This window comes from Moraxella sp. CTOTU48841, assembly GCF_032061225.1.
GTDB lineage: Bacteria > Pseudomonadota > Gammaproteobacteria > Pseudomonadales > Moraxellaceae > Faucicola > Faucicola cinerea.
The window spans coordinates 43,857-69,933 of record NZ_DAMBFQ010000003.1 but is presented as its reverse complement, the minus strand read 5'-3'; the positions used below and the strand labels follow the sequence as shown (position 1 = coordinate 69,933).

Annotated in this window: 22 protein-coding genes and 1 pseudogene; 8 read left to right on the top strand and 15 right to left on the bottom strand. The window is 36.9% G+C overall.

Annotated features, from left to right (window positions below; all coding sequences use genetic code 11):
* Positions 1–75: 75 nt before the first annotated feature.
* On the bottom strand, positions 76–723 hold the full coding sequence (locus tag RT034_RS04770) for an MFS transporter (RefSeq protein ID WP_313014756.1): 648 nt from the start codon (positions 721–723) through the stop codon (positions 76–78).
* 245 nt (positions 724–968) lie between these two features.
* On the opposite strand from RT034_RS04770, the pseudogene RT034_RS04765 reads away from it, so the two are divergent.
* Positions 969–1,202: pseudogene (locus RT034_RS04765) on the top strand (helicase-related protein); the annotation flags it as partial.
* Between the two features lie 139 nt (positions 1,203–1,341).
* On the opposite strand, the gene RT034_RS04760 reads toward RT034_RS04765, so the two are convergent.
* Positions 1,342–3,273: an acyl-CoA synthetase gene (locus tag RT034_RS04760; RefSeq protein WP_313014283.1), complete on the bottom strand. Its 1,932-nt coding sequence runs from the start codon at positions 3,271–3,273 to the stop codon at positions 1,342–1,344.
* A gap of 179 nt (positions 3,274–3,452) precedes the next feature.
* Here RT034_RS04760 and RT034_RS04755 point away from each other — a divergent pair, with 179 nt between their 5' ends.
* From RT034_RS04755 to RT034_RS04745, 3 genes are all read left to right on the top strand, one after another.
* Entirely contained in the window at positions 3,453–4,805 is a 1,353-nt protein-coding gene (locus RT034_RS04755; protein ID WP_313014280.1) for a GntP family permease, read from the top strand.
* Positions 4,806–4,843: 38 nt separating this feature from the next.
* Positions 4,844–5,986 carry a glycerate kinase gene (locus tag RT034_RS04750; RefSeq protein ID WP_313014277.1) on the top strand — a complete coding sequence of 381 codons (1,143 nt, stop codon included), beginning with the start codon at positions 4,844–4,846 and terminating at the stop codon, positions 5,984–5,986.
* Between the two features lie 445 nt (positions 5,987–6,431).
* Positions 6,432–7,031: an AlbA family DNA-binding domain-containing protein gene (locus tag RT034_RS04745; RefSeq protein WP_284035004.1), complete on the top strand. Its 600-nt coding sequence runs from the start codon at positions 6,432–6,434 to the stop codon at positions 7,029–7,031.
* Between the two features lie 460 nt (positions 7,032–7,491).
* Here RT034_RS04745 and RT034_RS04740 read toward each other — a convergent pair whose 3' ends face one another.
* The 12 genes from RT034_RS04740 to RT034_RS04685 all read right to left on the bottom strand — a co-directional run bounded on the left by RT034_RS04740 (position 7,492) and on the right by RT034_RS04685 (position 20,246).
* On the bottom strand, positions 7,492–7,803 hold the full coding sequence (locus RT034_RS04740) for a hypothetical protein (RefSeq protein ID WP_313014274.1): 312 nt from the start codon (positions 7,801–7,803) through the stop codon (positions 7,492–7,494).
* A gap of 372 nt (positions 7,804–8,175) precedes the next feature.
* Positions 8,176–9,474, bottom strand: coding sequence for a VWA domain-containing protein (locus RT034_RS04735; RefSeq protein ID WP_313014271.1), 1,299 nt, complete (start codon positions 9,472–9,474; stop codon positions 8,176–8,178).
* Positions 9,475–9,539: 65 nt separating this feature from the next.
* Positions 9,540–10,331 carry a hypothetical protein gene (locus RT034_RS04730; protein ID WP_313014268.1) on the bottom strand — a complete coding sequence of 264 codons (792 nt, stop codon included), beginning with the start codon at positions 10,329–10,331 and terminating at the stop codon, positions 9,540–9,542.
* A 161-nt stretch (positions 10,332–10,492) separates the two neighbouring features.
* Positions 10,493–11,551, bottom strand: a complete 1,059-nt coding sequence (locus RT034_RS04725; RefSeq protein ID WP_284035000.1) for a DUF475 domain-containing protein — start codon at positions 11,549–11,551, stop codon at positions 10,493–10,495.
* Between the two features lie 77 nt (positions 11,552–11,628).
* Positions 11,629–12,207 carry a TerD family protein gene (locus tag RT034_RS04720; RefSeq protein ID WP_284034999.1) on the bottom strand — a complete coding sequence of 193 codons (579 nt, stop codon included), beginning with the start codon at positions 12,205–12,207 and terminating at the stop codon, positions 11,629–11,631.
* Positions 12,208–12,312: 105 nt separating this feature from the next.
* A complete protein-coding gene (locus RT034_RS04715) occupies positions 12,313–13,533 on the bottom strand; it encodes a TerD family protein (RefSeq protein WP_313014263.1) in 1,221 nt (406 codons plus the stop codon).
* A 20-nt stretch (positions 13,534–13,553) separates the two neighbouring features.
* On the bottom strand, positions 13,554–15,083 hold the full coding sequence (locus RT034_RS04710; RefSeq protein WP_313014260.1) for a helix-hairpin-helix domain-containing protein: 1,530 nt from the start codon (positions 15,081–15,083) through the stop codon (positions 13,554–13,556).
* Positions 15,083–17,155 (bottom strand): PP2C family serine/threonine-protein phosphatase, encoded by a 2,073-nt coding sequence (locus RT034_RS04705; protein WP_313014257.1) that lies wholly within the window; start codon positions 17,153–17,155, stop codon positions 15,083–15,085. Before RT034_RS04705 ends, RT034_RS04710 begins: the two co-directional genes overlap by 1 nt.
* A gap of 30 nt (positions 17,156–17,185) precedes the next feature.
* Positions 17,186–18,232, bottom strand: a complete 1,047-nt coding sequence (locus tag RT034_RS04700) for a TerY-C metal binding domain-containing protein (RefSeq protein ID WP_313014255.1) — start codon at positions 18,230–18,232, stop codon at positions 17,186–17,188.
* A gap of 27 nt (positions 18,233–18,259) precedes the next feature.
* Entirely contained in the window at positions 18,260–18,895 is a 636-nt protein-coding gene (locus RT034_RS04695) for a vWA domain-containing protein (protein ID WP_313014253.1), read from the bottom strand.
* A 35-nt stretch (positions 18,896–18,930) separates the two neighbouring features.
* A complete protein-coding gene (locus tag RT034_RS04690; protein ID WP_284034993.1) occupies positions 18,931–19,569 on the bottom strand; it encodes a TerD family protein in 639 nt (212 codons plus the stop codon).
* Between the two features lie 38 nt (positions 19,570–19,607).
* A complete protein-coding gene (locus RT034_RS04685) occupies positions 19,608–20,246 on the bottom strand; it encodes a vWA domain-containing protein (RefSeq protein ID WP_313014249.1) in 639 nt (212 codons plus the stop codon).
* A 314-nt stretch (positions 20,247–20,560) separates the two neighbouring features.
* Between RT034_RS04685 and RT034_RS04680 the strand changes: the two genes are divergently transcribed.
* The 4 genes from RT034_RS04680 to RT034_RS04665 are packed head-to-tail and all read left to right on the top strand — an operon-like array spanning position 20,561 to position 24,913.
* Positions 20,561–21,397 (top strand): vWA domain-containing protein, encoded by an 837-nt coding sequence (locus RT034_RS04680; RefSeq protein WP_313014247.1) that lies wholly within the window; start codon positions 20,561–20,563, stop codon positions 21,395–21,397.
* Entirely contained in the window at positions 21,394–22,155 is a 762-nt protein-coding gene (locus tag RT034_RS04675) for a hypothetical protein (protein ID WP_284034990.1), read from the top strand. The genes RT034_RS04680 and RT034_RS04675 overlap by 4 nt, the downstream gene beginning before the upstream one ends.
* A gap of 22 nt (positions 22,156–22,177) precedes the next feature.
* A complete protein-coding gene (locus RT034_RS04670; RefSeq protein WP_313014242.1) occupies positions 22,178–24,505 on the top strand; it encodes a protein kinase in 2,328 nt (775 codons plus the stop codon).
* A gap of 39 nt (positions 24,506–24,544) precedes the next feature.
* Positions 24,545–24,913 (top strand): hypothetical protein, encoded by a 369-nt coding sequence (locus RT034_RS04665; RefSeq protein WP_284035306.1) that lies wholly within the window; start codon positions 24,545–24,547, stop codon positions 24,911–24,913.
* 264 nt (positions 24,914–25,177) lie between these two features.
* Here RT034_RS04665 and RT034_RS04660 read toward each other — a convergent pair whose 3' ends face one another.
* On the bottom strand, positions 25,178–26,029 hold the full coding sequence (locus RT034_RS04660; RefSeq protein WP_284035305.1) for a thermonuclease family protein: 852 nt from the start codon (positions 26,027–26,029) through the stop codon (positions 25,178–25,180).
* Positions 26,030–26,077 lie beyond the last annotated feature (48 nt).

The following is a 26,077-nucleotide window of genomic DNA, read 5'->3' as shown; positions in this document are numbered from 1 at the left end:
GCTAAAACCACTTTGGGAAAAAACTTAAATAAACTTGATGGGGTTATTGATAACCGTGGTTAATCGATTATTTTTCTAACGTTTTTCTAAAATAGACACACTATCGGATTTTTTATACATCACCGTTGCTGCCAGCGCAATTACGCTTGCTATCACCAATAACCAAGCTGGCGCGATTTGACTGCCTGTTTTACTCATTAACCAAGTTGCCATCAAGGGGGTTGTGCCACCGAGTAGCGCATTGGCTGAGTTAAAGGTGAAAGCAAAACCTGAATAACGCACCTCGACTGGGAAAATCTCACTTAAAAATGCCGGTAGTGTACCGTCATTGACGGATAATAACAGCGAGAACACCAGTTGAATCAACACAATGGTTAAAAACCCACCCAGGCTTAGCATATGAAACAAAGGCACTGTCAACGCGATAAACAACACAGATGCGATGATCAGCATGGTTTTACGACCGTATTTATCGCCAATATGTCCCCAAAAAATACCCCCAAACGGACGGACAATAAAGGATAGCGCAAAAATTGCATAAGTTGACATCAATGCGACGGTTGGATCGGTTTTAGCAAAAAATACGCTAGCGATGACAGTGGCAAAGTAGCCATACGATGCGTAATCAAACCACTCGACAAAGTTACCAATAAAACTGGCTTTGGCGGCTTTTTTGAGTAACACAGGATCTTTAACATACGGCTCGGCAGCTGGTTGTTGCATTGCTACGGCAGTGGGTGAAAGTGCAAAAGTTGTCATTTAGTTTCCCCTTGGTTGGTAGTAAGTCATGCTAAAGTAAGCTAACTGATAATGTTATGCGCAGGACCATAGGCGAAGCCTGTGATATTGTCAGCGCCTGTTTCAGTTAAAACCAAAATATCATGTTCACGATAACCGCCTGCCCCTGCCATACTCCTCACTGCTCGTCGTGAGCAATACTGTAATTATTGGGTTTGGTATAATATGTCAGCCAAAAACGTAGCGAGGCGATTGAGACATTCCAATCGGGGCAAGTGCCTGTATTTTTGATTAGCCTAAAAGCAGGCGGCGTGAGACTAAACCTGACCGCCGCCGACACGGTGATTCATTATAACCCTTGGTGGAACCCTGCCGCCAAACTTGCTCAATCTATTGTAAGCACCGACCATGAAGGCAATATCAAGCTGAGTGAAGATGAGTGGCTAGGGTTGTTTGACAAGTTTTTAGGATATGTGTTGATGGGTATGATTCATAGAAATCGTTTCAATTTAACGTTTTCTTAACATTTTCTATGAATCATACATATTACCGCTTGTCTTGTACCATCGCTTAATCAGGTTATTGCTTTGATCAGTTAAAAACCTATTCATCCCACTGCCAATGAATGGCTAACTGGTCTAGCACTGTTTTGGCTTGTGGTTGATGCGACGCATCGCCATCTAGTTTGACTAGCACAATAAACCCATAAGTAGGGTCGTCTTTGCTGCTGACGGTAGCATTAATATGATGTTGTAGTAGTAATTCACTGACAGCCATTACCGTCGCTTGACGTTTTAGTGCAGGTTTAAATACTTTACCCACGGCGGTTAAGGGTAATGCATCAATCACGTAGATGGCTTTAGGAATCGCCGCTTTTTCACCAATGTTTTGTTGGCAAAATTGCATGAGTTTATCCGTATCTAAGTTGACACCCGGCTTAGGGGCAACGAATAAAACAGGTAACTCGCCTGTATAGCTATCAGGCTTACCAATGGCAGCACAGCCAGCTACCCCGTCATATTGATAAACCACCTCTTCGATCATTTTTGGGTCAATGTTGTGTCCACCTCGGATAATTAACTCTTTTTTTCTGCCCGTCAAGAAAAAGTAGCCATCTGCATCTTGATAGCCCAAATCGCCTGAATTAAACCAAGTTTGATTGTCAGAGTCAGTTACCCAAATCCCTTGATTTTGCTGCGCCAAATAATAGCCGACAAACACATTATCGCCGCGAATACAAATATTGCCCACCTCGCCTGTGTTGGCAACTCGCACAAACTTGCCATGATCATCAAGCATCATCACTTGCATAGGCTGATACGGGAAACGTAGCCCTATTGAACCAATTTTCTTCTCCCCAAATCTTGGGTTGGCTGAACTACCACAATTGCCTTCCGTCATACCATACGCTTCAATGATTTGTACCCCTGTTTGTTTTTCAAATTGCTTAAATACTTCTATCGGCATCGGGGCTGCCCCACACAAACAGTGCTTTAAACTAGCAATATCATGGTCGCCAACTGGTAGATTTAATAATCCAGCAAAAAGCGTGGGCACACCACTAAAAAAACTCACGCGATAATGCGCAATAATTGACCAAAAATTTGCCATCACCCCCTCACCGCGATAACCCTCTGGGGAAACCAGTAAGATTTCACCCCCCATCGATAACGGTAATGATCCTGTGACCATGACGGCATTGACGTGAAATAGCGGCAGTCCACACAGCACGACATTGCCTTGATTTAGCATGTCTTCACCAAACAATGCCCGTGCTTGCAAGACATTGGCGACTTCATTTTTATGATTGCGCATGGCAATTTTGGGCGTGCCAGTTGTACCACCGGTTCCAAAGAATGAAGATAGCTCCTCAGCCACAATGGTACGGGGGTTAATTAATCTATCTTTAGGCTGGTTTGCCATTCCCGTGTAAAAATCATGATAGGTGATCGTCTGTGGTAACTGCTGTACAAATTCTTTACTTGTATCTGGCAAGGTTATATTAAGTTGATGCGCAACATGATGAGCAATTGTCACCCCAATGATATGCTGCAAACTTGGGGTAAGCTTGGCAACCGCTACGGCCTTGTCCCAAAGCTGCGGCTTGTTATCTTGGCTTGGTATTGGCGCAAGCGTGATCAGAAACGTTGCTTTGACTTCATTTAATAAGCCAGCAATCACAGACGGTTCAAGCAATGGGTTAATCGGAAAAATAATACCCGTTGCCTCACCGCCCCAGATACAAAAGTGAGTTTCGGGTAAATTTGGTAACAATATCGCGATGACCGTATCTTTATCGGCGCCCAACGAATAAAGCATATTAGCCGTTTGACGTATATATGCCAATAGTTCCCGATAGCTATAGCTTGTGCTGTTTTGATATTGCGTAGCATTCAAAACAAAGGTAAGGGCTTTTTTATCACCAAACTGAGCTTCGCTCTCACATAGCATCTGATAGGTGCTGCTAGGCAGGTTTAAAGGAAAATTTTGTTCATACTGTTTAAGGTCGTGCTGATTTTTTATTTGCTGGTTCATCGTGTCAAAGTCCTTTTCACGGTTAAATTAATTATCGCAATACGCCAAAATTGCCTCTAGAAATAATACGGTATGTCAGTCAAAAGTTCTGGTATTGTTTCGTACATATTTGCTACAGTTAGCTGATGTGATGGATAAACTCAGTTAACTCATGAAACTATGGGAAAAAGGATGTTCCGATGATTGTACTTTGGCTTGCTATTGTTATTATCTTTATTATTGTTGCCACTGCAAAATTAAAATGGCACCCGTTTTTGGTGTTGATTCTTTCAGCATTTTTAGTCGCACTGTTTTATCAAGTTCCTATTGCCACTGTGCCTAAGACGATTGCCGAGGGCTTTGGGAATATTTTAGGTTATATTGGCTTGGTCATCGTATTTGGCACAATTATTGGACTTATTTTAGAAAAGACGGGTGCTGCAATCGTGATGGCAGAAACCGTAATTAAGCTACTTGGCGAACGATTCCCAACGCTAACCATGTCAATTGTCGGTGCTGTGGTATCGATTCCTGTATTTTGCGACTCGGGATTTGTGATTTTAAATTCACTAAAAGAATCATTGGCGAACCGCTTAAAAGTTTCCAACGTCGCTATGAGTGTTGCGTTAGCAACGGGTCTTTATTCCACGCATACTTTTGTACCTCCAACCCCCGGCCCTATTGCTGCCGCAGGTAATCTTGGTCTGGAAGCCAATCTTGGCTTAGTCATCGGTATGGGTCTATTGGTTTCGGTAGTGGCGGTAACCGCAGGTTGGTTATGGTCCCAGCGTTTTTTAACGGCCATTCCTGAATCAGACAATCCATTCATGTCAACTGACAAAGCCGCAGTGATGCAAGCGCGTGAGCAATATGGTCAGCTGCCATCAGCCACGATGGCATTTTTACCGATTATTGTACCCATTATATTGATATGTCTGGCGTCTATCGTAGCATTTCCTTCTAAACCATTGGGCAGTGGATTATTGGCTCAACTATTAGGCTTTGTTGGTCATCCACTTTCTGCTTTACTTATCGGTCTGTTTTTATCGTTTTTACTCATTAAAGGCAATAATAAAAGTCAACTAATTAGCGATAGTATCGCTGAGGGCTTAACGGTAGCGGCGCCAATTCTGTTGATTACCGGGGCTGGGGGCGCTTTTGGTGCTATGTTAAAAGCCACATCGGTAGGTACTTATTTGGGCGAAACGCTAAGTAGTTTAGGTCTAGGTATTTTAATGCCTTTTATCGTTTCGGCGGCACTCAAAACCGCTCAAGGATCAACCACGGTGGCATTGGTAACCACCTCTGCCTTAGTCGCACCGATGTTAGGGCAAATTGGTATGGACAGTGATATGGGCCGAGTGCTTTGTGTCATGGCAATTGGGGCAGGTGCGATGACCGTATCACATGCCAACGACAGCTATTTTTGGGTTGTCAGTCAGTTTAGTCGTATGAGTGTGCCACAAGCCTATAAAGCCCATACTGTCGCTACAGGTATCCAAGGTGTCGTCAGTATGGTGTTTATCTGGTTATTATCGATTATTCTACTTTAAGTCATAGCCTGTCATAAAATAACTTTAGGAAAAGTACCGTGAAAATTGTTATTGCCCCAGATTCATTTAAAGAAAGTCTCACTGCCAGTGAAGTATGTGATGCCATTGAGACAGGATTTACCACTGTTTTTAAAGAAGCTGACATGATTAAAATACCGATGGCAGATGGTGGTGAAGGCACGGCTGCGGCGCTTAAAGAAACGCTGTCTGGCGAATGGCAAAGTATCATTGCACATGACCCTTTGATGCGCCCGATTGAGGCAAGCTATGTGCTACTGCCCAATCAAACTGCCATTATTGAGATGGCAAGCTGTGCTGGCTTGCACCTACTGACACAGGCAGAGCGAGACCCAAGTATCGCTACCACTTATGGCGTGGGTGAAATGCTACTTGATGCGATTGATAAAGGCGCAAAACATATTATCCTGGGTATCGGTGGCAGTGCCACCAATGATGCAGGTACAGGTATGCTAAAGGCCTTGGGCTATCGTTTCTTGGATTCACAGCATCATGAGCTTGTGCAAGGTGGTAAAGCTTTAGCGGCATTGGCGTTCATTGATAACCATGCAGTTAACGATAAAATCGCTGATATTAGTATTACCGTCGCCTGTGATGTGACCAATCCATTATGTGGCAAACTCGGTGCTAGCCATGTGTATGCCCCGCAAAAAGGGGCGACGCTAGACGATATCGTTATTTTAGATAATGCCCTTAGCCATTTTGCCAATATTGCTAGCCGTCAAAATTTCCCCGATAATCGTAATGAAGCAGGCGCAGGTGCGGCAGGCGGTTTGGGGTTTGCGTTAATGACGTTTTTATCGGCAACAATGACTGGCGGGTTTCAGTTGGTAAGTGAATTTAGTAATCTTGAGCAAATGATTCAGCAAGCAGATTTGGTCATAACCGGTGAAGGGAAAATGGATTTTCAAACGTCCATGGGCAAAGTGGCATCAGGCGTGCTATCACTTGCCAAAGCAGTTAATGTGCCCGTTATCGCCATTTGTGGCGTAGTCGATGACCCACACAGCCATTGGAAAGACGATGGTTTTACAATAGCGATTCCCAGTATTCAAACTTTAGGCTCGCTTGATGAAGCACTTGCTTTAGCAAAACAGAATGTTGAAAAAACTGCCTATAATATCGCGATGGCGATGCAATTGGGTCAACAATTAAACCGTTAGTATTTAGCCACATAGTGATAAAAAAAAACCCGACTTTGGCAAAGTTGCGGAACGTAAAATGCTTCAATCTACGTTATATCATATTATACGCTATGCATTATAAAAAAAGGCTTTTAGCCTTTTTTTATTGTCTGTACTTTAACATTATTTAAGATATATTATTTTTTGAAATCTTAAAATTGGCACTGAAAATGAGCTAATTTTTTGTATGACTATTCTACCATTTTTTTAAGATATTTAATTATTTTTAAATAGTTTATGGCTAAAGCTTACTTATATTTCCTTCATATATTTTATTTTTATTAAATTGTAATTTAAATTTATCTTATTTATTTTAGCTTCTATAAAAAAGTCTTACGCCTATATTTGTTAATTGATAAGATGTGAGTGGATTCCCCTACTCCATTTTGGATGGTCTTAGATACAAACTAGCGATTTATTAAATTTGATTGCCTTAGGTGAAGATAGCCAACATCAATTTAAATCTGATGTCACTCGTTCTGATTCTCTTGCTCAAGAGATGGTCGCTTTTAGCAATAGCGCAGGCGGTTATCTATTAATTGGTGTCAATGACAATGGCACGCTTGCCGGATTGACTATTGAGGATATTGGTCGAATCAACCAATTGGTTTCAAATGCTAGCACTGACCATATGCGTCCTCCTATTACACCTACCACTCAAAATTTTAATTTACCTAACGGCATGGTTATGCTTGTTCACATCCCAGAGGGTGTGAGTAAACCATATATGGATAAAAACTTGCATGTCTATGTTAAAAGTGGTTCAGATAAGCGAAAAGTCACCGCTAGAGTAGAGTTGCAACGGATTTTTCAACAGACAGCTTTAATTCATACCGATGAACTGCCCGTTCCATTTTCATCGGTTAAAGATGTGGATATGGCTGCTTTTTCCCAATTCTTTGAAAAAGAATACGGTGAAAGTGTGGATGAACAATCTCTCTCAACGAGTCAACTTTTAGAAAATATGAATTTGATGAGGGTTATTCAAACATCGAATGAACCTACCCAAAATGCTTTGCTGTGAGCTCATTTTGACATTTTTTATCCTGTTTTTGAATTAGGGACACTGCCTAGTAAGTTGAATGAAAATAAATAATTTCTAAACTTAATCACCATAGAAAGGTTTCTAGACTCTCAGCAATCATTGCTAGGCGATACAGAGTTAAATGATGATGAATGATAAAGGTTTGAGTATTAAAACGCTCCTTACCCCATTGTTTAGCTACCTATCTGGTAGGATTTTTTAAATGCTCTGATACAATCTTTAAGCAAGATATCGATATGATGTCGAAAATAGTACCAAAAATCGACACGAGACATTTTTATGTCGACGCCATCGACACTAAATCACAATATGTCGAAATTTGCCTTAAAAATCGACATATCATAAATTGAAGCAAAAAAATTGTAAATAATCAGAATATAGTTAAGAAAATATTTAACTAATTTGAAATTAAAATGGTTTATAAATAGAACTAAAATAATTACATTTTAATATTATTTAAGTAGCCCAGTTTTTTATAAGCGGTTGCTCTACGTTGGTACATTTTATTGAGTACAGGGTGAGTGATATCCACATAATCATACACTTGCAACAGCTTTTTTCCATTAAAGTTTCGCTCAATGCGACCAAGATATTGCGTGGCAATTCCTTTCCAAGAAATCGGCAGTGTGATAAACAAGGTATCTAAACTCGGTAAATCAAATCCCTCACTGATAAATTTACCTGTAGCAATAATGACATCCGCATTTTCAAGATTTTGTTTCGATAAGGTCTTACCTTTTATTCCACCCATTAGTAAGACAACTATCCGTCCTTGCTCAGGTAGGGAATTTATTAACTTAACATTTTTAACAACCTATCTCTGAAAATTTCTTCATGCACTAATTTAATTCTTAAATAGTTTTCAAGTAGAACCAAAATAATTCTAACTTAATTCTACTTACTTTTTAGTTTCTTAGATTTAGCTAATATTAATAAAGTTGGCATAATCAGGATAACTGATATTTGCATTGGCTATACTAAAATTACTGTTTGCTTTCCTATTTTTATAGTTGAATTCTATTTTCATATCCCTAACTGATTTCTAAACTCTAGCGATTATGATGCCCCTACAATCATCGCGTGGAATAGTATGACCTTTTAAAACTTTTTAAACGGTTAACAGTCATCGAATCACTTGTTTTTCCTTAGCTTCAGTTAACCACATTGGAAACTCTTCTAAGAGTAGTTCATATATGTGATCATCACTAATACTATTAAGGCTGTCTAAATCAAAAAAATTGCAATTATCAACAATACGTCCTGTCATATCATCTAGCTTCTCTAATACGCCATAATTGTGTCCACCAATACCAACAAATTGCCAAAATATAGGCAATTTTGCCGCTTCTGTTAGTAGCTTTTGCATTTGTCTACCACTACCTACACCACCATCAGAAATAAATAACACGTAAACAGGGATGCCATCATTAAACTGCTGATAATAATTGATGACGGCCTCTATTGCGGGGATTTCCTCATTGATCCTTGAGCCAACTAACCAATTTTTCCAACCTCGTCGAGTCTGGTTGATAAAATCAGTAACATTGTCTAAATTCACATCATCAAGTCGAGTAGTGTATTGTGCAAATGCCCAGCATTCAAAGCTACCGTCATTATCGAAGCTAATCGCTAACGGCATCAGTCGGTTAACCACTTGCTGTACATCTCCATTTTTATATTGCCAATTCATGGAGCCTGAGGCATCAAGCACCAATGCAACTCGAGCTTGTAGATCCAATAGATTTTTCTTTTCAAGTTGTACTAATGATTTTTTAGTTAAATCAATGATACTCGCGTTACCAGTTTTTTCTGCTTTTTGTATGGATAGCTTTTTCTTTAGGTCGATTTTAGATGGCTGAGTTGCGGTAGGAGTAATTTGCGGTATAGTTACAGGTAGCTCATTAGCCACTTCACCGCCGAAATATTGAATCAATGCCGCTAAACCACCATTAAAACCTTGACCGACCGCGCTCATTCGCCAAATGGCGTCTTTCTTATAAAGCTCTAATACCATGATGGCTTTCTCTTGCTGAAACATACTACCATCAATGATAAAACTTGCGACTGTGATTGATTGCTGGTTAATCTTAATGGGTGTTACTGGCAATTGTGACATGACTTGATTGCCATCAATGGTAATGGTGAGAACTAATTTCTCAATACTGTTAGGTAAAGTCCTAAGATTAACATCAAAATAAACTTGGTTTGAACTGTTCTGGGTTAGCTTAATGCTACTGCAAGGACTTTGAGGTTGATTATAAAAAATCATGTAGGCTTCATCACTGAGTTTTGCCTGATGATTTAAACCAAATAACGCGATATCCAGTGTTAGTCCTGCTAGCGTTTCAACCTCTAAGCTAAAATTTTGCTGAGGGTTTAAAACGTCTGATAGTTTAAGCTTTTGACCACGAATCAATTGCATGAGAATTATCCTTGTTATTATTTCATGTCATCATTGTTTTTAGGTAACATATTGAGAGATTTAACTTAGTTGCTAGTTACGTGCATTAAAATGAGTTGAAGAACATCAGAGTCGTAGCTACGTTTAAATGTCAAATTACGGGTGACACCTTTAGCGGTACTAATATCAATTCCATTGGTAAATACTTGATAGCCGATTAGTTGATTAAATGGATAGCTAAATGATTTTTTACTACCGACAAACATGACACGCTGATTGGTTACCACAAAACTACCAGTATCTATCTCAACGATTCCAGTTTCACTAATCATTCTGCCCTTTTGCTGACCAACTCGAAAGTTCACACCTTTAGCGACACGAATATTGACTCCAGCAGATCCACCCTGATATCCACGTCGAACTACCCGCTCTTCTAGTAAACCTGCTTCAATTAAAAAGTGTGTTACTTCATTGGATTTTAAAATAAGTCCGTTTATAGATAATGTTGGCAAATAACCTTGTTGAATTTGGCGTAATTGGCGATGATAGTCGATAATTTGTAACTCTTGTGGAATTTGATTTACATCAACCATGAGAACGTTCTGGATTTCTTGAATATTGCGTTCTTCCTCCTCAGTAATAATTCCATCACTGACAACTGCTTGAAAAGCAGCTTTATAGACTTCGACGTTAATTTTGAGAAAGTCTTCTTCTTCAATGTTATATTGCTGTGCTAATTGATTAATGGTATTAAGTTCACTATCAGTCAGTTTACCGTCAGACACTGCAGCTATTAGCATCCTTTTAAAGTCAGCCTTATTTGCTCTATCCTGCCTAACATTATTAAATTTATCTTTTATTCCACTAAGTAAGGTCACTTTAATAGCCCCTGTGATACTATCGAAAGCATATATATGCATCTAGAATATAAATCTAATATCTTGTAATTTATAACTTTAAAGACAAGCATGACATTTGATTAATATTTTACCAAGCCTATGTCATACCTGTATTAAATTATAATGTACCCAATATCAATTTAAGCCTCAGGATTTTCTTTCTTATATTTAATTGAGCTTAATACCGCCCAAACAATAAATGCTATTCCAATTAAACCAGTAACAATTTCTGGAATATGAAACTTCATTGAAAGTAACATTATCACCGCTAATGCACCAATCGCATAGTGAGCACCATGTTCTAAATAAACAAATTCATCTAAAGTACCTTTATCGACTAGAAAAAGCGTTAGTGAACGAACAAACATAGCCCCAATAGCTAGACCTAACATGATAATAATTACATCATTTGTGATAGCAAACGCGCCGATTACTCCATCAAAGCTAAATGAGGCATCCAATACTTCTAGGTATAGAAACCCTGCAATACCACCTTTCATAATTGCACCAGCGACAGCTTCTCCTTCAACTTCTGGTGTAGACTCATCATCATCGTCTGCCCCTTCTAACAAACTAGATAGGACATTAGTACCCAAGTACACAAGAATACCCATAACTCCGGCAATAAGTACCGCATACTTGTTAGATGATTCTACTAATAAAAGAGATAATACTAGTAGAAGTAAAGCAACAAAAACGCTCATTGCATCAATTTTACCAAAACGCGCTAGACTTCTTTCCAACCAGCCAAACCAATTAACTTCCTGCTCGTCAAAAATAAAATTTAGAAAAACTAAAAGTAAAAACATGCCACCAAAAGCAGATATTTCTGCATGATGCGCTATAAGCTTTTCTGAATAGAGTTTTGGTTGGTTCAATGCCATATTGATTACGTCAGACATACTCATATCGGCAGTTAAAGCGACAATGACAATTGGGAATAACAGTCTCATACCGAAAACTGCAACTAAGATACCCACTGTAAGAAAAATCGTCTTCCAAAATTGATTCCAATTTTTTAGTACAGAAGCATTTACAACTGCATTATCGAATGACAGTGAAACTTCCATCACTGCTAATATTAAAGTAATAAATAAAGCTGAAAACATCGCGGTCATACCGCCATGTGAAAATCCCCACCATGCTGAAATACTTAATGCGACCAGCGTAAAAATAATGTCAAAATAAAAATGCCTCATAACCTAACCTTATCTATTAAATTAGACTTATAAAAAAAGTGGCGATAAACACCACTTTCTTATCTGTATTTATATCTTTAACCAATATTAATGCCATATTGTCTACACATAGCTGCTAGTCCGCCTGAATAGCCTTGACCCACGGCACGGAATTTCCACTCACCACTGTGACGATATACTTCACCAAATACCATAGCGGTTTCAACTGAATAATCTTCGGCCAAATCAAAACGTACGACCTCAGCACCTGTTTCATCATTAACAACACGAATAAATGCATTAGTTACCATACCAAAATTTTGACCACGCGCTTGAGCATCATGAATTGTAACAGTGATAACAATTTTATCAATTTCAGGTGAAACCATTGATAAATTGACTTTGACAGCCTCATCATCACCATCACCTGCACCACTACGGTTATCACCTGTATGTTCCACTGCTCCATCAGCAGATTTTAATTGGTTATAAAAAATAAAATCATGGTCACCACGAACTTTACCACTTGCTGTAACTAAAAATACGCTAGCATCTAAGTCGAATTCAGCACCAGACGTTGCACGCTCATCCCAACCAAGCCCAATTAAAAGTTTTTTCAAGCTTGGATCCGTTTTTGAAAGTGATAAGTTACCACCTTTATTTAGTGAAATAGCCATATAATCTTCCTATTAATTACTATTGATAATGATTAAAATGATGAACAATTTTTTATGTGACCATTGTTCAAGGTCACTTTCTATTTAAACGCAACAAATGAAAACTTATTTACTACCTGCACGCCAAGAAAAGCCCCACCCCATAGCCTTATCCATTTCTTTATGGCCACTAAAATATTGATTAATGCGCTCTACCTTAATGCTGCCAGCTTCATTCACCAATCTAGCAATCGCACACATCCCTAATCTATTTGTACCTTCGGTCAAATGAGTTTCAATCGGTGGCTGATTTGGTACATGAATTGTGACAACACCATCTGTCTGATTCCAATTAGGGACACCATCGTAGATAAATGCATAAATCAACACTTCACGAATATTTTGCCAGTACTTACCATTAATATCTATCCACTCACCATCCATAGAAGAACCAGTACGATCATCGGCTCTTAACTTTAAAAATGGATACTGATCAAATTTACCAAAATTTTTGCCTAATGCTTGTATTACTTGCATACCACCATCTGAAAGTTCAATAAAGGCACCGAGATCTAGATCAATCCCAGAATTTTGTGAACCAAATATGCCACCTAATAGACTGGATTTATCGGATATTGATCTTTGATTCCAGTTTAAATTGATTGAGATTTTGCCAAAATCATCCTTTTTGGCCAAATTGATAGTTGACTGATTTTTAGTTAAAGTAATCTTATTCAAATTGAGGCTAGATTTGTTTACCTCAGTTGTTAGAGTTGCACTTGGTTTAGGGATTGGAGGAACCGGTGGTGTTGACAAACTTGTACTGGCATTAGAAGACCTGGCAGAACTCTCTTCAGCAATTTCAACGCCAAAATGTTCTGACAAAGGTTTTAATCCCCCATCAAATCCTTGCGATACAAATCGAAATTTCCATGCACCTTGCCTGCGATAACACTCAGCAAGAATTAAGGCCTTTTCTAAACGTCCTTGACTCAATACTTCACTTTCAATAATAACTTGACTACCTTGAATGACTTGAAGTTGAATATTCCCTAGCTGTGCAACTGACATATTACTTGAAAATGCGATTGCAATTTTTTCGATTGAGAATGGTTGCTTGGGTAAATCTAAGTCAAAGAAACAATCTGTTTCATGACCACGATAATTAACACTTCTATCATCACTTTGCATTTGACCATAAAAAATCATATCGCCATCGCCACGAACTTTGTTATTATTAGTTAAACGATAAGCTACACAATCGATTGGATTGCTACTGATTATTCGGATTGTAATATTATCTGTTGGTAACCCAGTATTAGCACCTGCAACTAGAACTTGTGTCATTTTTCAATTCCTCGAAATAATTAGGTATTTTCAACCATCTGTACAACAATAAGCCTGCCACCATCTTGTTTAGATAAAAGAATTTGTTTACCGTCAACTAACTCTACTTTTCCACCTATTATAATAGCTCGCTTGTTGGTGACATCATAAAGCTCTGGCATATTTTCATTAACTAACCACCATCTATTTTCATGCAAAATGAAGTACCCGACTCTTTTGGTGTGATTACTTGCTAATCTTTCATTAGGTGCAATTAGACTGCTTACATGCCATAGAAATAAAGACTGCCCAGTCCACACCATAAGTCTGTGATTATCTGGTCTAAAGCTACCTTCACGTTTAGATGAATAAAGATTAAGGATTGGCAATTTGCCTATAAAGGGAGTTCCACAGAATGGACATTTGGGTTTTATACTATTATCAAATACATACCATTGCTGAGAGCAATCTTTATTTTGGCAAGGTTGCATGAGATCCACAGTCTTCACTAGTGCAGTCTCCCAATCGTTGGCAGATGGACGCTGTGAAGGATCATGCAATGCATTTACGAAGCTTTTCAAAAACAACTCTTTTAAATAGGGGCCAGTAACAGTAAACGGTATCAATTTTGGGTCACCCCATGGTAACTCACTTTTCTTTAGCTGATCGAAATTAACCGTGTTACTTTTATCGGTTGGGTGTTCAATAAATAAAGCTTTCTCACCCATACTCAACATTTCATCACGCTGAGGGTCATCTAAGTCATGTACTTTTTTCCCTCGTAGTGGATGGCGATATAGTAAATACATGTAAATCAATACCGCTAACGCATGCCTATCCGTTGCAATCGAAGGAAGAATTCTATTTGGATCGTCTTTACTAAGATGAGAAGTAGCAACAACTTCAGGCGCGATGAAATCGGGTGTACCTACAACATCTGGTGGATATTTTCCTGGCACCACTAAACCATCCACATCGATGACACATGCCTGACCCTTCACAGGATCAATAAGAATATTTTTGTAAGATAAGTCTGAATGTGCTAAACCAGCAGCATGCATGCGTCTAACAGCACGAGCTATCAGAATGCAAATTTTGACATAGTTTAGCCAGTTGCCTTTTTCTCTAATATCTAGAAAACGATTTTGATTACTGGCACTGGCAAACCATCTACCCTCTTTTTCTTTGCCTTGAATACCTAAAAAGTCATTGTTTTTCGAACCATACTCAAAGAAAAAATAAGGTTGATAGGTAGGTGCAACTATGCCAAGCAACCCACCATGCTCAAGCATAGCATTTGGCCAGCAGAAAATATTCTTCCAATAGTCGCCACCCATACCTTCAAAAATACTTTGCCACTTATTGCCTACAATGGCTTTCAAACGGTCTTTTTGGCGCTCAAAGTCAGCTGTATTTTTATAAAAATTATTTTTTTCTTTGTTGAAAAAACATACAACATAAGATTTGTCAGGTGAAAAATATACATCCTTCATTGCACCTGAACCGATTATTTCATCAACATATTGAACTGTTTTGCCGTCAAAAGTTTGACAAGTGACAATTTCTGCCATTAGTTGTCTCCTTTTACACTAATTTCACTATTTATAATTTGAACTTCTTGCTGAGTTTCATCTATTTTTTCAACAGTTTCAAGGTTGGGAGTTGTGACTAAATGTTCTAAACTATTATTCAGATTTTCTTTATTTTCTATTTCTTCTGTGATTTTCGTAGTAACTGTTGGTTCTACTAAATCTTGTGATTTTGATACATCTGTCGAACAGCCTTTTGTGGTATTTGATTTGGGTTTCATTATCGCTATAGTGCGATCATCATGATGACCTGGAGTAAAGAAATGCATCCAATCCAACAACTTTTGATCAGCATCTGTTTCTTCTAGCATTGGTTGTATTTCTCGCCACAAATCGTTCCATAACTCAAGGTTCGCTAAACCATTATCAGTTTCAAACTTAGGATCAGATATACCATCGGTCATTATGATCACTGCTTCTACATTGTCATAAAAACCACAACGCATACGATCGTTCATGTTGTTGGCAAAATTACGACTTAAGAAACTCGTCTGCCCTGCATATTGTCCACCATCTGGTTTACCCATAAGTCGAATTTTATCTTTTGAATAGACAGCAATTGCACCATCACCCATCCAAAAACTTGTGATAAACGTTTGATTTGGACGTTGTCGATTAATACCGATTAGTAAAGTAGTTGAAAAATCTTTAAACTCCCCTTGAATCCTTTTTGCTTCTAATTCAATATCATCGATGGCAGCATTAATTGCTTGTTGTAGTAAGGGATTTAATAGCAAGTTAATTTCTTCATAAACTTTTTGACTAATTTCATCATATTGTAGAGGCTTAATTGTATCTAAAGCTTCATCTATTTTAGGAATTAAAGTTTTTAATTGATCTTGCAGTATTTCTCCTACCTTTCTTACAACAATTCTTGAGCCTTCCCTAGAATACTTAGCGCTACCTGCTCCATCACAAACAATCATAATCGACCATTCATTGAAATCTTCGACAGGACTTACAAAAAAATCATCGTCTCTAAAAGTACCATTATGTTCATGTGAACGACCACGTCTACTACAACCAATCAATGAGTAGTTAGCCTGTAAAAGATATTTTTTATCTTCATGATTTTTTCTAAAAGGTAAATCAATACTGGGTTCATTTTTTTGCCACAATGACTGAGGATTAGGATTGACAATTAACAGGCAAACATCTGATTTTATTTCGTTTGTAGAAGTGAAATACTGGAAAGGAATTGGAAACTCCCCAGCAACTTTTGGTATACCATTGATAGTTAAATTTTTATTATCAAATATTAATCCTAAACTTTCGGGAATCTTAACATCTGAAATTTTTAAAGTTTCTATTAAGGGGTTTGTAGATTTAATTGTGGCGCTATAGGGTTGTTTTTCCTTAGCATTCGGTAATTGAAAGTTTGGCATTTTTTTAATTTTAGTCTCTGTTGAAGTAGATGATTGCTGGCTGACTGTTTCGCCAGTTAAACTAGCATTGATTGACTCAAGTTTATTTACATCAATTAAAATACTTTCATTATTTGTCTTAGGCTGAATATCTGTAATCTCATTATTATTATTAGCAGATTGTGAATGGTTTTTAGTCGAACAATCTGTGTTTGGGAACGCGTTAATACTCTCTAATGAAGTGTGTACGGGATAGTAGCTAAAAATTTGTTTTCTGTCAGAACTATGAGTAACGGGCACTGTTATTTTGACGCAGTTTTTTGATTGTTCAGCATCTTTTAATGGTTCAGTTATGTTTGCTGAATTAAATTCAATATTCATTTGATCATTAAAAACATGAAAAAAAGTTTCTGTATTTTGAAAACCTTTAGCGACGGTCTTTGCTAATAAGCTATCTGAAGAGATGTTTAGATTAATTGACTCGCCTTGCCGAATAACTAATTGAAGTAAGTTTTGTAGCTGATTCCATACAAGTGGATCATTTATTAATGTTTTAAGGCTTTCTGCATCATTTGGAGAAATTTGAATATTGCTAGAGCTAGTTTGACAAAATAATAGACTAAACCACTCAACAATTGAACATGGTATATGCAGCGGAACAGCATTCGTTTTTTGTAAAGTAAGTGACATAATTAATTCGCTGTAATTAACTTCAAATAATTAACCTTTACCACGTGAGATATCAAAACCAACAGACTCACCTTGTGAAAAACTGACAAAACTTTGGCACCATGGACAAGTCACATACTCTGAAAATCCGTCATAACACATCAACTTCCCACATCCACAAACTGCAAATGCTGAGTCGGCATGACAGTGTGGACAAATTGGTGTACCCTGCAGTAGATTTGTATTGACTTGATTTTCGATAACAGTGTTATCTGACCAACTAAAATAATCTTCGGAAATCGGGTAACAGCCTTTTAATTGATAGTTGGCCATGCTTAGTCCCACATCATCTAAATCATATAGCATGTTCTTTTGGTATTTAATAAGATAGGGTGAGTGTTTCTTTGAACAGCGACCAGTCAAAGTTAGATTAAAGTCATCTACTTTCACAACAGGTCTGTTATATTCTTTAGTTAAATAGCTAAGTCCTTCTTCAAGCTTTGGTAATAATGTACTCATCTCAGTACCAAGACTTTGACTTTGGGCTAAAACTGAGGCACTAATCCATTTAAAAATTTTTTTGAACTCAGGCTCAGATAAGTCTTTAGCAATCATAACATGTTCAGTTAGTGCTCGAAGTAATGTCAAGTCTACTCCTTCACCCATGGCAATTGCTATTAGTGTTGCTTTGTCTTTATAGTTTTTATTCCATTTTTGTAGTGCATTTTCACAGTCATCCGTTGGTCTACCGTCTGTGAAAATATATACTATCGGCTTCCAATCCCCTTTACTCTCCACAGTACTCTTTACAATATTCCTGTCAATTTCAAACATCAGATGTTCTAATGCTTTACCAAAATTCGTACCACCACCAATGGGTAATGTCAGCGGATAATAGGCAAAGACCTCAATAAGAGGAAGTAAGGTTCTAACAATACCAGCAAAACCAATAACGGAAACAAATACAGTTTCGAGTGCATGAGGATCAGTACGCAAATACTTTATAACTGAATCCATGCCTTTTTGCATTTCTTCTATATTTTCGCCCACCATAGACTCTGAGCAATCAAGCAAAAAAAACACAGGCAATCGACGCATGAGTTTGTCCTTTTTTTAAGTATTTTTTTATAGAACGAATTGTATCTCAGCCGGTGGTGGGGGTAGATCTAGCTGCTGTGAGATCCCCGCACTAATACTTCCTGATGTTACGCTCGCAGAGACCCACTTGAAAAATGTTGCGAAGGCATTGGCATCCATATTATCAAGTAAAACAATTTTATTAGTGAGCTGTTTCAGAAACTCAGTTTTTGCCTTTGTACCAGCAGCACAAGCTACAATACTAGCAAAATTATATTGTTTGATTTCTGAGCACATTTGTCCGAACGCATATACATCGGAAGGAGAACCATCTGTCATAACAAATAGCATTGGTCTCCAATCACCTTTTTGATCAGTATTATTATATATAATTTCAGTTTTTAACTTGTTTACTAGCAATTCTAAGGCAGCACCCATAAAAGTTGCCCCTGAGCTAGGTGATTGAAGTTCACCTAACTGCACATCTGCAAGTGCTGTCAGCGGTAAGTGTTCTCTTGCTTCAATATCAAATGTAATAATGCTTAAATAAACACTTTCCAATGCATATGGGTCCTGACGCAAGGCACTAAGCAATGTCTGCAATCCTACATTAACAGAGTGAATAGGTTCACCCCGCATAGAACCAGATGTGTCTAGTAATATATAGACTGGTAAACGACGCATTCATCCACCTTACATTTTTACTTATATTTTAAAATTTAGTATGCTACAAATCGTTTTAACCAATCCACAAAATTATCTGTTGCATCTGGTTGACCTATAGCATTAAATCGCCAGCTACTATTTTCACGAATTAATTCAGCAAAAAGCATCGAACGCTGATTTGCATATTGAGTCATATTTAAATCAAATCGTAAAATTTCTACTCCTCGAGCATCAACGGCTCTAATAAAAGCATTTTCAACCATCCCAAAATGTTGATTTTTCGCTCTTCCATTATATATTTGAACAATAAATACTATTTTTTGATAAGAATTCGGTAATTGATTAAGGTTTACAATAATCTGCTCATCATCACCATCACCTTCACCAGTCCGGTTATCACCTGTTAACCAAATCTGGCCAGAAGGATGTCGCAAATTATTAAAAAATACAACATCTCCACCGGCTAAAGTTGCACTACCTGTTGCATCATAGCCCAAATTCCTAACTAAGCCATTTGAGTCGCATAAAAAGGCTACTACATCTAAATCATAATCATCTTCTTTGTTTAAAAAATTCGCGAAAAAGCCTTTTTTTTGCTTAATATCCCATCCCAAACCGATTGTAACTTTCGACAAGTCATATTTACTTTTTTCAAGTGATAAACCTTGCCCTTTTGCTAGACTAACAGCCATTAGGATTTCCCCTATACCAAGTAATTATATTTTTTAAATTAAAGTACGATATTGACTTCAGGTGGCGGCGGTGGTAAATCGCTTAATCCAGCTACTTCTTTAAATTCAGCATCTACTTTTTGACTTCCGATAGAAACACTAGCAGAGACCCATTTAAAGAATGCTTTAATAGTATTAGCATCAGCAGTATCTAAGGATACAACTATCTCTGTAATTTGTTTAAGTACGCTAGTATCTGCACCATGTCCTGCTGCACATGCGATAATCATCGGTGCTTTAACTGCTTTTAAACTTTCAAAGCCTCTTTGCCAATTATCTGTTGGTGAACCATCTGTCATCAAAAATACGAGGGGCTTCCAATCTCCCTTAACTTCTGGAGTTGTTTTTTGAACTTCTTGATCAATACATTTAGCTAATAAACTAAGCGCATCTCCCAAGCTTGTTGTTCCTGATGCTGTAAGGCTAGGGACTTGGAAACTAGCTAATTCTGTTAGAGGAACTATTTGGTCAGCAGATGAGTCGAAAGTAATGATCGATAAATAAGCAGTTTCTAATGCATATGGATCTTGACGTAATGTTGATAATAAGGTTTGCACGCCATTTTTAACTGATTCAATTGGTTCGCCATGCATCGACCCTGAAGTATCTAACAATAAGTAAACTGGTAAACGTCTCATTTATTTCCACCTTATAAATTTATATAATAAATTTAGTTAAAATTATTGCTGTAATGTTTTCAATTTTTTATTAGAATAACAGTAATTTACAAGAATTTAAAATATAAAATGATTTTATTTTTAGTAATTGTATGAGTTTTATCAATCTATTAATTTATATATTTTAATTCTTTTAGGTATTATCCAATATCTAGAAATCTAAGCTTTAAAATGAGTCAAACATTCTGTTACAAAAATAAATTGCAAAATTTATATAAATTTTAATCTATTTTTAAAGTTAACTTTTTTCAACTTAAGTTTTAGATGGATTTAAAATGGCATATCAACAATCAATTTCTCGTAATATTCCTTCAGCCTTTTTATTTATCGTTGATCAATCATCATCTATGTCAGATACAATGGCTTCAGGAGTTTCAAAAGCACAATTCGTAGCTGACGTTCTCAATAATACACTTTCAGGATTACTACAAAAATGTCAAAAATCTGAAGGTGTGAGAGATTATTTTGAAATTGGGGTTATAGGATATGGGCATGATTTTGTTGGTAATTCATTATCCCCTAATTTACAAGATAAAGTACTTCAGCCCATTTCTAAAATTTATGAAAACCCTTTACGCATAGAAGATAGAAAGAAAAAAATTGCTGATGGTGCAGGTGGAATTATTGAAGTACCAGTAAAATTTCCAGTTTGGTTTGAACCTAAGGCAAATGGTCGCACACCTATGACTAGAGCTCTGACTTTGGCCGTTCAGGAGTTAGCGACTTGGTGTGATAATCATCGAGACAGTTATCCGCCTACTGTTTTACATATTACTGATGGTGAATCTACTGATGGTAATCCTGAAGTGATTACAGAATTATTAAAAAATGTTAGCACTGACGACGGCAGTGTACTCGTATTTAACTTACATGTAAGCACTTTACAGGGCAAAGCCATTTCTTTTCCATCATCAGAGACTGAAGTTTCCAATACATATTCAAAAATGTTATTTAGGATGTCCAGTAATCTTCCTATTAGAGTTGTTGGATTTGCAAAAGATTATGGCTATGAAGTAGAAAATGATCCTAAAGGATTTATGTTTAATGCAGATGCAGAAAATATTGTTAAATTCTTTAATATTGGAACGAGCACAGCATCAAATTTAAGATGATTGAAAAACTTAATAGCCTATCTTTACCAAAAGAGTTTAACTACGCTGATAGTAATGAAGACTTTCAGTATTTTAACTTAATGCCACCTATTCATTCTTACGCTTTAAGTGATGGAGCAAGCAATTCATATAACTCCAAGTTGTGGGCACAAATACTTGTTAAATCTTTTACTAAAGAACAAACAAATATTTCTGAAAATTGGCTACTTTCTTGCATTAAAAGTTATATTTCAAGACATGATTTCGCAACTATGAGCTGGTTACAGACCGAAGGATTCGAAAAAGGTAGCTTCGCAACATTTGTTGGTATACAACAAATCATTTTAAATGCAAAACCTCAAAAAAGATTCTATAGATTTTTTTTAATCGGAGATAGTTTCATTTTTCTTTTTAAAAAAAATTATCTAGGGAATTATCGTTATAAGCCATTATTTGACATACCAAATTTTAACGAAGACCCTTATCTCGTATCATCGAATATTGAATGGAATAAAAAATTAGATTTTAATAATTTGGGATCAAGCAGACTAAAAGAAGTCAAATTTTATAAAAAAGACCGAATGATAGCTATTTGTGCAACTGATGCTTTAGCTGCATGGATAAGTAAAGTGATTGAAAATCAAATCATTAAAGAAGATTTACTTTGCAGGTTTCTTATATCAGTAACAGAAGAGCAATTCAAACTTTTCGTGATATTTTGTCGTATCTTAAAAGTTATGAATATTGATGATACTACATTTGCAGTTTTAAGGCTCTAATATAGATATGATATATCCAAAAATGGAAGAATATACTGAGGTAATGCAGTACCCACATCTCAGTTTATCTGATAATGAACTTAAAAATGGCATAGTTAAAAAATCCGGATATGGCATCCCAATTCCTGTTACTGGTGGATTTGCGCTTACTTATACAGTTGAATGCTCTACCAAAAAATATGCCGTTCGCTGTTTCCACAGACCAGCCCCTAATATCGAAGAAAAATATACTAAAATTTCATCACAATTAAAGAAATTATCAAAAGAATTTTTTGTTGATTTTGACTACCAAGCGCAGGGTATATGTATCAATGGTAAACATTATCCTATTGTAAAAATGGAATGGGCTGAAGGTGTCACACTAGGAGAGTTTTTTGAAAATAATTTCAACAACAATGCATCCTTAACTAATTTATCGATTAGTCTTCTAAATTTATCACAGTATCTTGAGAAAAATAAGATAGCTCATGGCGATATTCAAACAGGAAACGTCATGGTATCTAATGATGGTAAAATGATAAAATTAATAGACTATGATGGTCTTTACTTGGAATCGCTAAAAAACTTAGGAAGTTCAGAAACAGGGCATGTTAACTTCCAGCATCCTTTACGTCAGAAGCTCAACCCATATAATGAGCGTATCGATAGATTTTCTTTAATTGTTGTTTGGTTAGCCACTATTTCTTTAATTGAAGATAGTAATCTTTGGAAAAAAACAAAATCTGACTTTGATAACTTTGTATTTAGAGCCAATGATTTTATTTCGCCAGCAAGCTCACAAACCTTTGGCTTATTAACTAGTTATCCTAGATTAAAAAAGTTTATAGCAGATTTTGCTTCTATTTGTAATAGTAATAACTTAGACCAAATACCTTCATTATTTAACTTTGTGCAAGGTAATAGTAGTTTTGTTCCAACGACTATTACAACTAGAGAATTTACTGGCACAATTGATGTTACTAGCTACATCAGTCCTTACCCTGTTATTGATGCTACCAATTTTGCTGCATGTGTAGACCAAATTGGTAATCTAGTGGAGGTAATTGGTCAAATTACCTATGTTAAAGAAGGGACTGCAACCAACGGCTCACCGTATATATTTATTAATTTTGGAGACTGGAGGAAGAAAATATTTAAGGTGGCAATTTGGGGTGAAGGAATTAATACACTTAATGAAAAGCCTAATTATAGATGGAAAGGTAAATGGGTAAGTATTAAAGGTCTAATGGATAAACCTTATACTGGTAAAAAACAAGATGGTTCACTTTATACAAATATTTCAATAACTGTTTCTAAAAAGGGGCAAATGAATGTCATTGATAAACAAGAAGCAACACTACGTTTGAATGCTTATCAATCTCGCCCGTCTTTCGAAGAGGTTATTGCAACCCCAGAACCTACAAAACCCAAAGATAATAACACTAATATTTTAGCTGAATTAAGAAGAATTCAAGAAGAAAAAAGACAAGCTGACTTGCGAGCCAAACAAAAAGCTGAAGAAGAAAAAAGGCAAGCCGATTTGCGGGCCAAACAAAAAGCTGAGGAAGAAAAAAGACAAGCTGATTTGCGAGCTAGACAAAAAGCTGAAGAAGAAAAAAGGCAAGCCGATTTGCGGGCCAGACAAAAAGCTGAGGAAGAAAAAAGACAAGCTGATTTGCGAGCTAGACAAAAATCAAATCAACTTAAGTTAGCTATTGTTAGTTTGATTACAGTCTTGGTTTTAGGGACTATTATTTATACTCTTTTCAAACAAAATAATGTAAGTGAGTCAACTCACTCAAATACCTACTTTAATAATACTTCCGAGATAACTAAACAAGTCTCAAAGAATGTAAGTTACTCATCTACGAAGTCAAAAAATCAAAATAGTGAATATAAGGGAGATGCTAGTACATTAGATTTGCATATGAATGAAAAACCTGAAACAGATTTAATTAATAAGGATATTAAAAAATCAGCTGCAGTTAAAAATGTGACCAAGACTATCCCTGAGCCGAAATCTGAAGTGGTGATAGGGAAGCCTAAGCCAGTCGTCGAAAAATCAGTCGCTCCTACTCTATCAAGTAATGGTCAAATTAATGCGAAACAGGCTTCACAGCATATTGGTGAACGTGCCACTGTTTGTGGTCAAGTTGCTCAAGTCAAAGAATTTAGCAAAGGTTACTATCTAAATCTAGGTAATACTTATCCGCATCAAGATGCGACTGTATTAGTGTGGTCATCGAATGTGGATAAGTTTGATAATTTAACTTCATTTGAAGGTAGCCCCATCTGCGTGGATGGAATGATTAATACTTATAAGGGTGTGCCACAAATTGAGATGAAAAGCCCATCCCAGATTAATAACTAAATGATATTAGAAAAATGATTATTTATTAAGGAATAAACAATGATAAAACATCTACTACTAGGTACTACATTGCTGATTGGTGGTACCTTACAAGCCCATGCTGAAGAACCCAAAATTGAAGCGGTTAAAGCCCCTTTCTATGTCAGTAAACCTGTGATGGCTTGCGGTATTTTAAAAGAAACTAAGCATTTATCGAATCGCCATTATCTAAATTTGGATAAGCCTTATCCGAATCAATCTTTAACCCTACTAGTATGGGATAACGATTATCGTTGGTTTGAAGAGCGTTTCGGTAAAATTGATGGTCATATTGGCAAACGTTTCTGTGCTCGTGGCACAATTGAAGAGTATAAGAACAATTTGCAAATCCAAGTGGATAATCCACAGTTTTTACGGTTGATGAAATAAAAAAATTTCAGGGCTGAAATTCAAATAGTAACTTATTAAATTTGTTGTTTGGTGAGCTGTGACTATTCCTGATTTCCTTTCGATAGGCTTATTTAATATTAAAAGAGAATAATTTTGGGCAGTACTCAATGTGTCTAAAAAGTGGGCAATGTCGATTCGCGACTGGACTTCAGCGTTGAATCGGTTTACGATTGAGCTTGGTGATAGAGTTTAGCCGTATCTTTAACCCTAATGGCAGTTACACAGTTTCTGAAAAACGCTCTTTTAATTACAAATACTCTCACAAGGGACACCATCACTATCACCATCTAATCGACTCACACCGCACTGTGTTAAATAAAAATTAGCCTCTGCACAATCATTCATCTCCTTGCAATAGCGTTTATTACCACAGCTTCTGCCATTTCTAGGAGAGCTTTGAATAGTCCTTTCTTGAATGTTGGGCGTTTCATACCGTTGTGTTTTTTGGATAGACTGTGGTACTGCGCTCACTGACGTTTTTTTATGCCTAAAATCACTTGGATAGGTTGGATTGGGCTGTGACCATAAGCCAACGGTATGTGATTTAGCCTGTGCTTCTATACGTAGGTAATCTTGATCTCTTAAATACTCGCGGTATGCCCAAGCATAGCCATCCGCTACCATCGCTTTATTAATATTGTTGTTATTGATATAGACTTCAGCGATTGTACGTCCGTACTTGTCTTTACCCGATGTCTTTAATAAAACAGTTTTACCAAATATGTAACCTGCTAATGCATTTTTAGCCGCAGTACCAAAAGCCTGTTTTTTCTCAGGCGCATCTATTTGATTAAGTCGTACCTTTATTTGTTTAGTGCCGTTTGCTAGACAGGTAAAGGTATCACCATCGCTAACGCCCACCACTCTACAATTATAGCTTTCTGTAGCGACAACAGGGGTAGCTGATTCTGTATTAGTTTGAGATGAATAGCTGCTATCAGATTGTGAAGCATCACTATCATCTTTTGATGAGCAAGTAGACAACAGAATGATAAAGCCAATAATGCCGAACAATACTAACCAACCATTATTTTCACGGGTGTTATTATTGCGAAGTCTAGCATTGTTTTGAAAGTTATTTCTACCCATATCCATGTCATCACCGTGATTCGATTAGCTGATTACAGTACTTGCTCATTTATT

Coding starts and splice junctions, on each gene's coding strand:
- RT034_RS04770 (WP_313014756.1), bottom strand. CDS start 723: ATGCAACAACCAGCTGCCGAGCCGTATGTTAAAGATCCTGTGTTACTC.
- RT034_RS04760 (WP_313014283.1), bottom strand. CDS start 3,273: ATGAACCAGCAAATAAAAAATCAGCACGACCTTAAACAGTATGAACAA.
- RT034_RS04755 (WP_313014280.1), top strand. CDS start 3,453: ATGATTGTACTTTGGCTTGCTATTGTTATTATCTTTATTATTGTTGCC.
- RT034_RS04740 (WP_313014274.1), bottom strand. CDS start 7,803: ATGGGTGGAATAAAAGGTAAGACCTTATCGAAACAAAATCTTGAAAAT.
- RT034_RS04735 (WP_313014271.1), bottom strand. CDS start 9,474: ATGCAATTGATTCGTGGTCAAAAGCTTAAACTATCAGACGTTTTAAAC.
- RT034_RS04725 (WP_284035000.1), bottom strand. CDS start 11,551: ATGAGGCATTTTTATTTTGACATTATTTTTACGCTGGTCGCATTAAGT.
- RT034_RS04720 (WP_284034999.1), bottom strand. CDS start 12,207: ATGGCTATTTCACTAAATAAAGGTGGTAACTTATCACTTTCAAAAACG.
- RT034_RS04715 (WP_313014263.1), bottom strand. CDS start 13,533: ATGACACAAGTTCTAGTTGCAGGTGCTAATACTGGGTTACCAACAGAT.
- RT034_RS04710 (WP_313014260.1), bottom strand. CDS start 15,083: ATGGCAGAAATTGTCACTTGTCAAACTTTTGACGGCAAAACAGTTCAA.
- RT034_RS04705 (WP_313014257.1), bottom strand. CDS start 17,155: ATGTCACTTACTTTACAAAAAACGAATGCTGTTCCGCTGCATATACCA.
- RT034_RS04700 (WP_313014255.1), bottom strand. CDS start 18,232: ATGCGTCGATTGCCTGTGTTTTTTTTGCTTGATTGCTCAGAGTCTATG.
- RT034_RS04695 (WP_313014253.1), bottom strand. CDS start 18,895: ATGCGTCGTTTACCAGTCTATATATTACTAGACACATCTGGTTCTATG.
- RT034_RS04690 (WP_284034993.1), bottom strand. CDS start 19,569: ATGGCTGTTAGTCTAGCAAAAGGGCAAGGTTTATCACTTGAAAAAAGT.
- RT034_RS04685 (WP_313014249.1), bottom strand. CDS start 20,246: ATGAGACGTTTACCAGTTTACTTATTGTTAGATACTTCAGGGTCGATG.
- RT034_RS04680 (WP_313014247.1), top strand. CDS start 20,561: ATGGCATATCAACAATCAATTTCTCGTAATATTCCTTCAGCCTTTTTA.
- RT034_RS04675 (WP_284034990.1), top strand. CDS start 21,394: ATGATTGAAAAACTTAATAGCCTATCTTTACCAAAAGAGTTTAACTAC.
- RT034_RS04670 (WP_313014242.1), top strand. CDS start 22,178: ATGGAAGAATATACTGAGGTAATGCAGTACCCACATCTCAGTTTATCT.
- RT034_RS04665 (WP_284035306.1), top strand. CDS start 24,545: ATGATAAAACATCTACTACTAGGTACTACATTGCTGATTGGTGGTACC.
- RT034_RS04660 (WP_284035305.1), bottom strand. CDS start 26,029: ATGGATATGGGTAGAAATAACTTTCAAAACAATGCTAGACTTCGCAAT.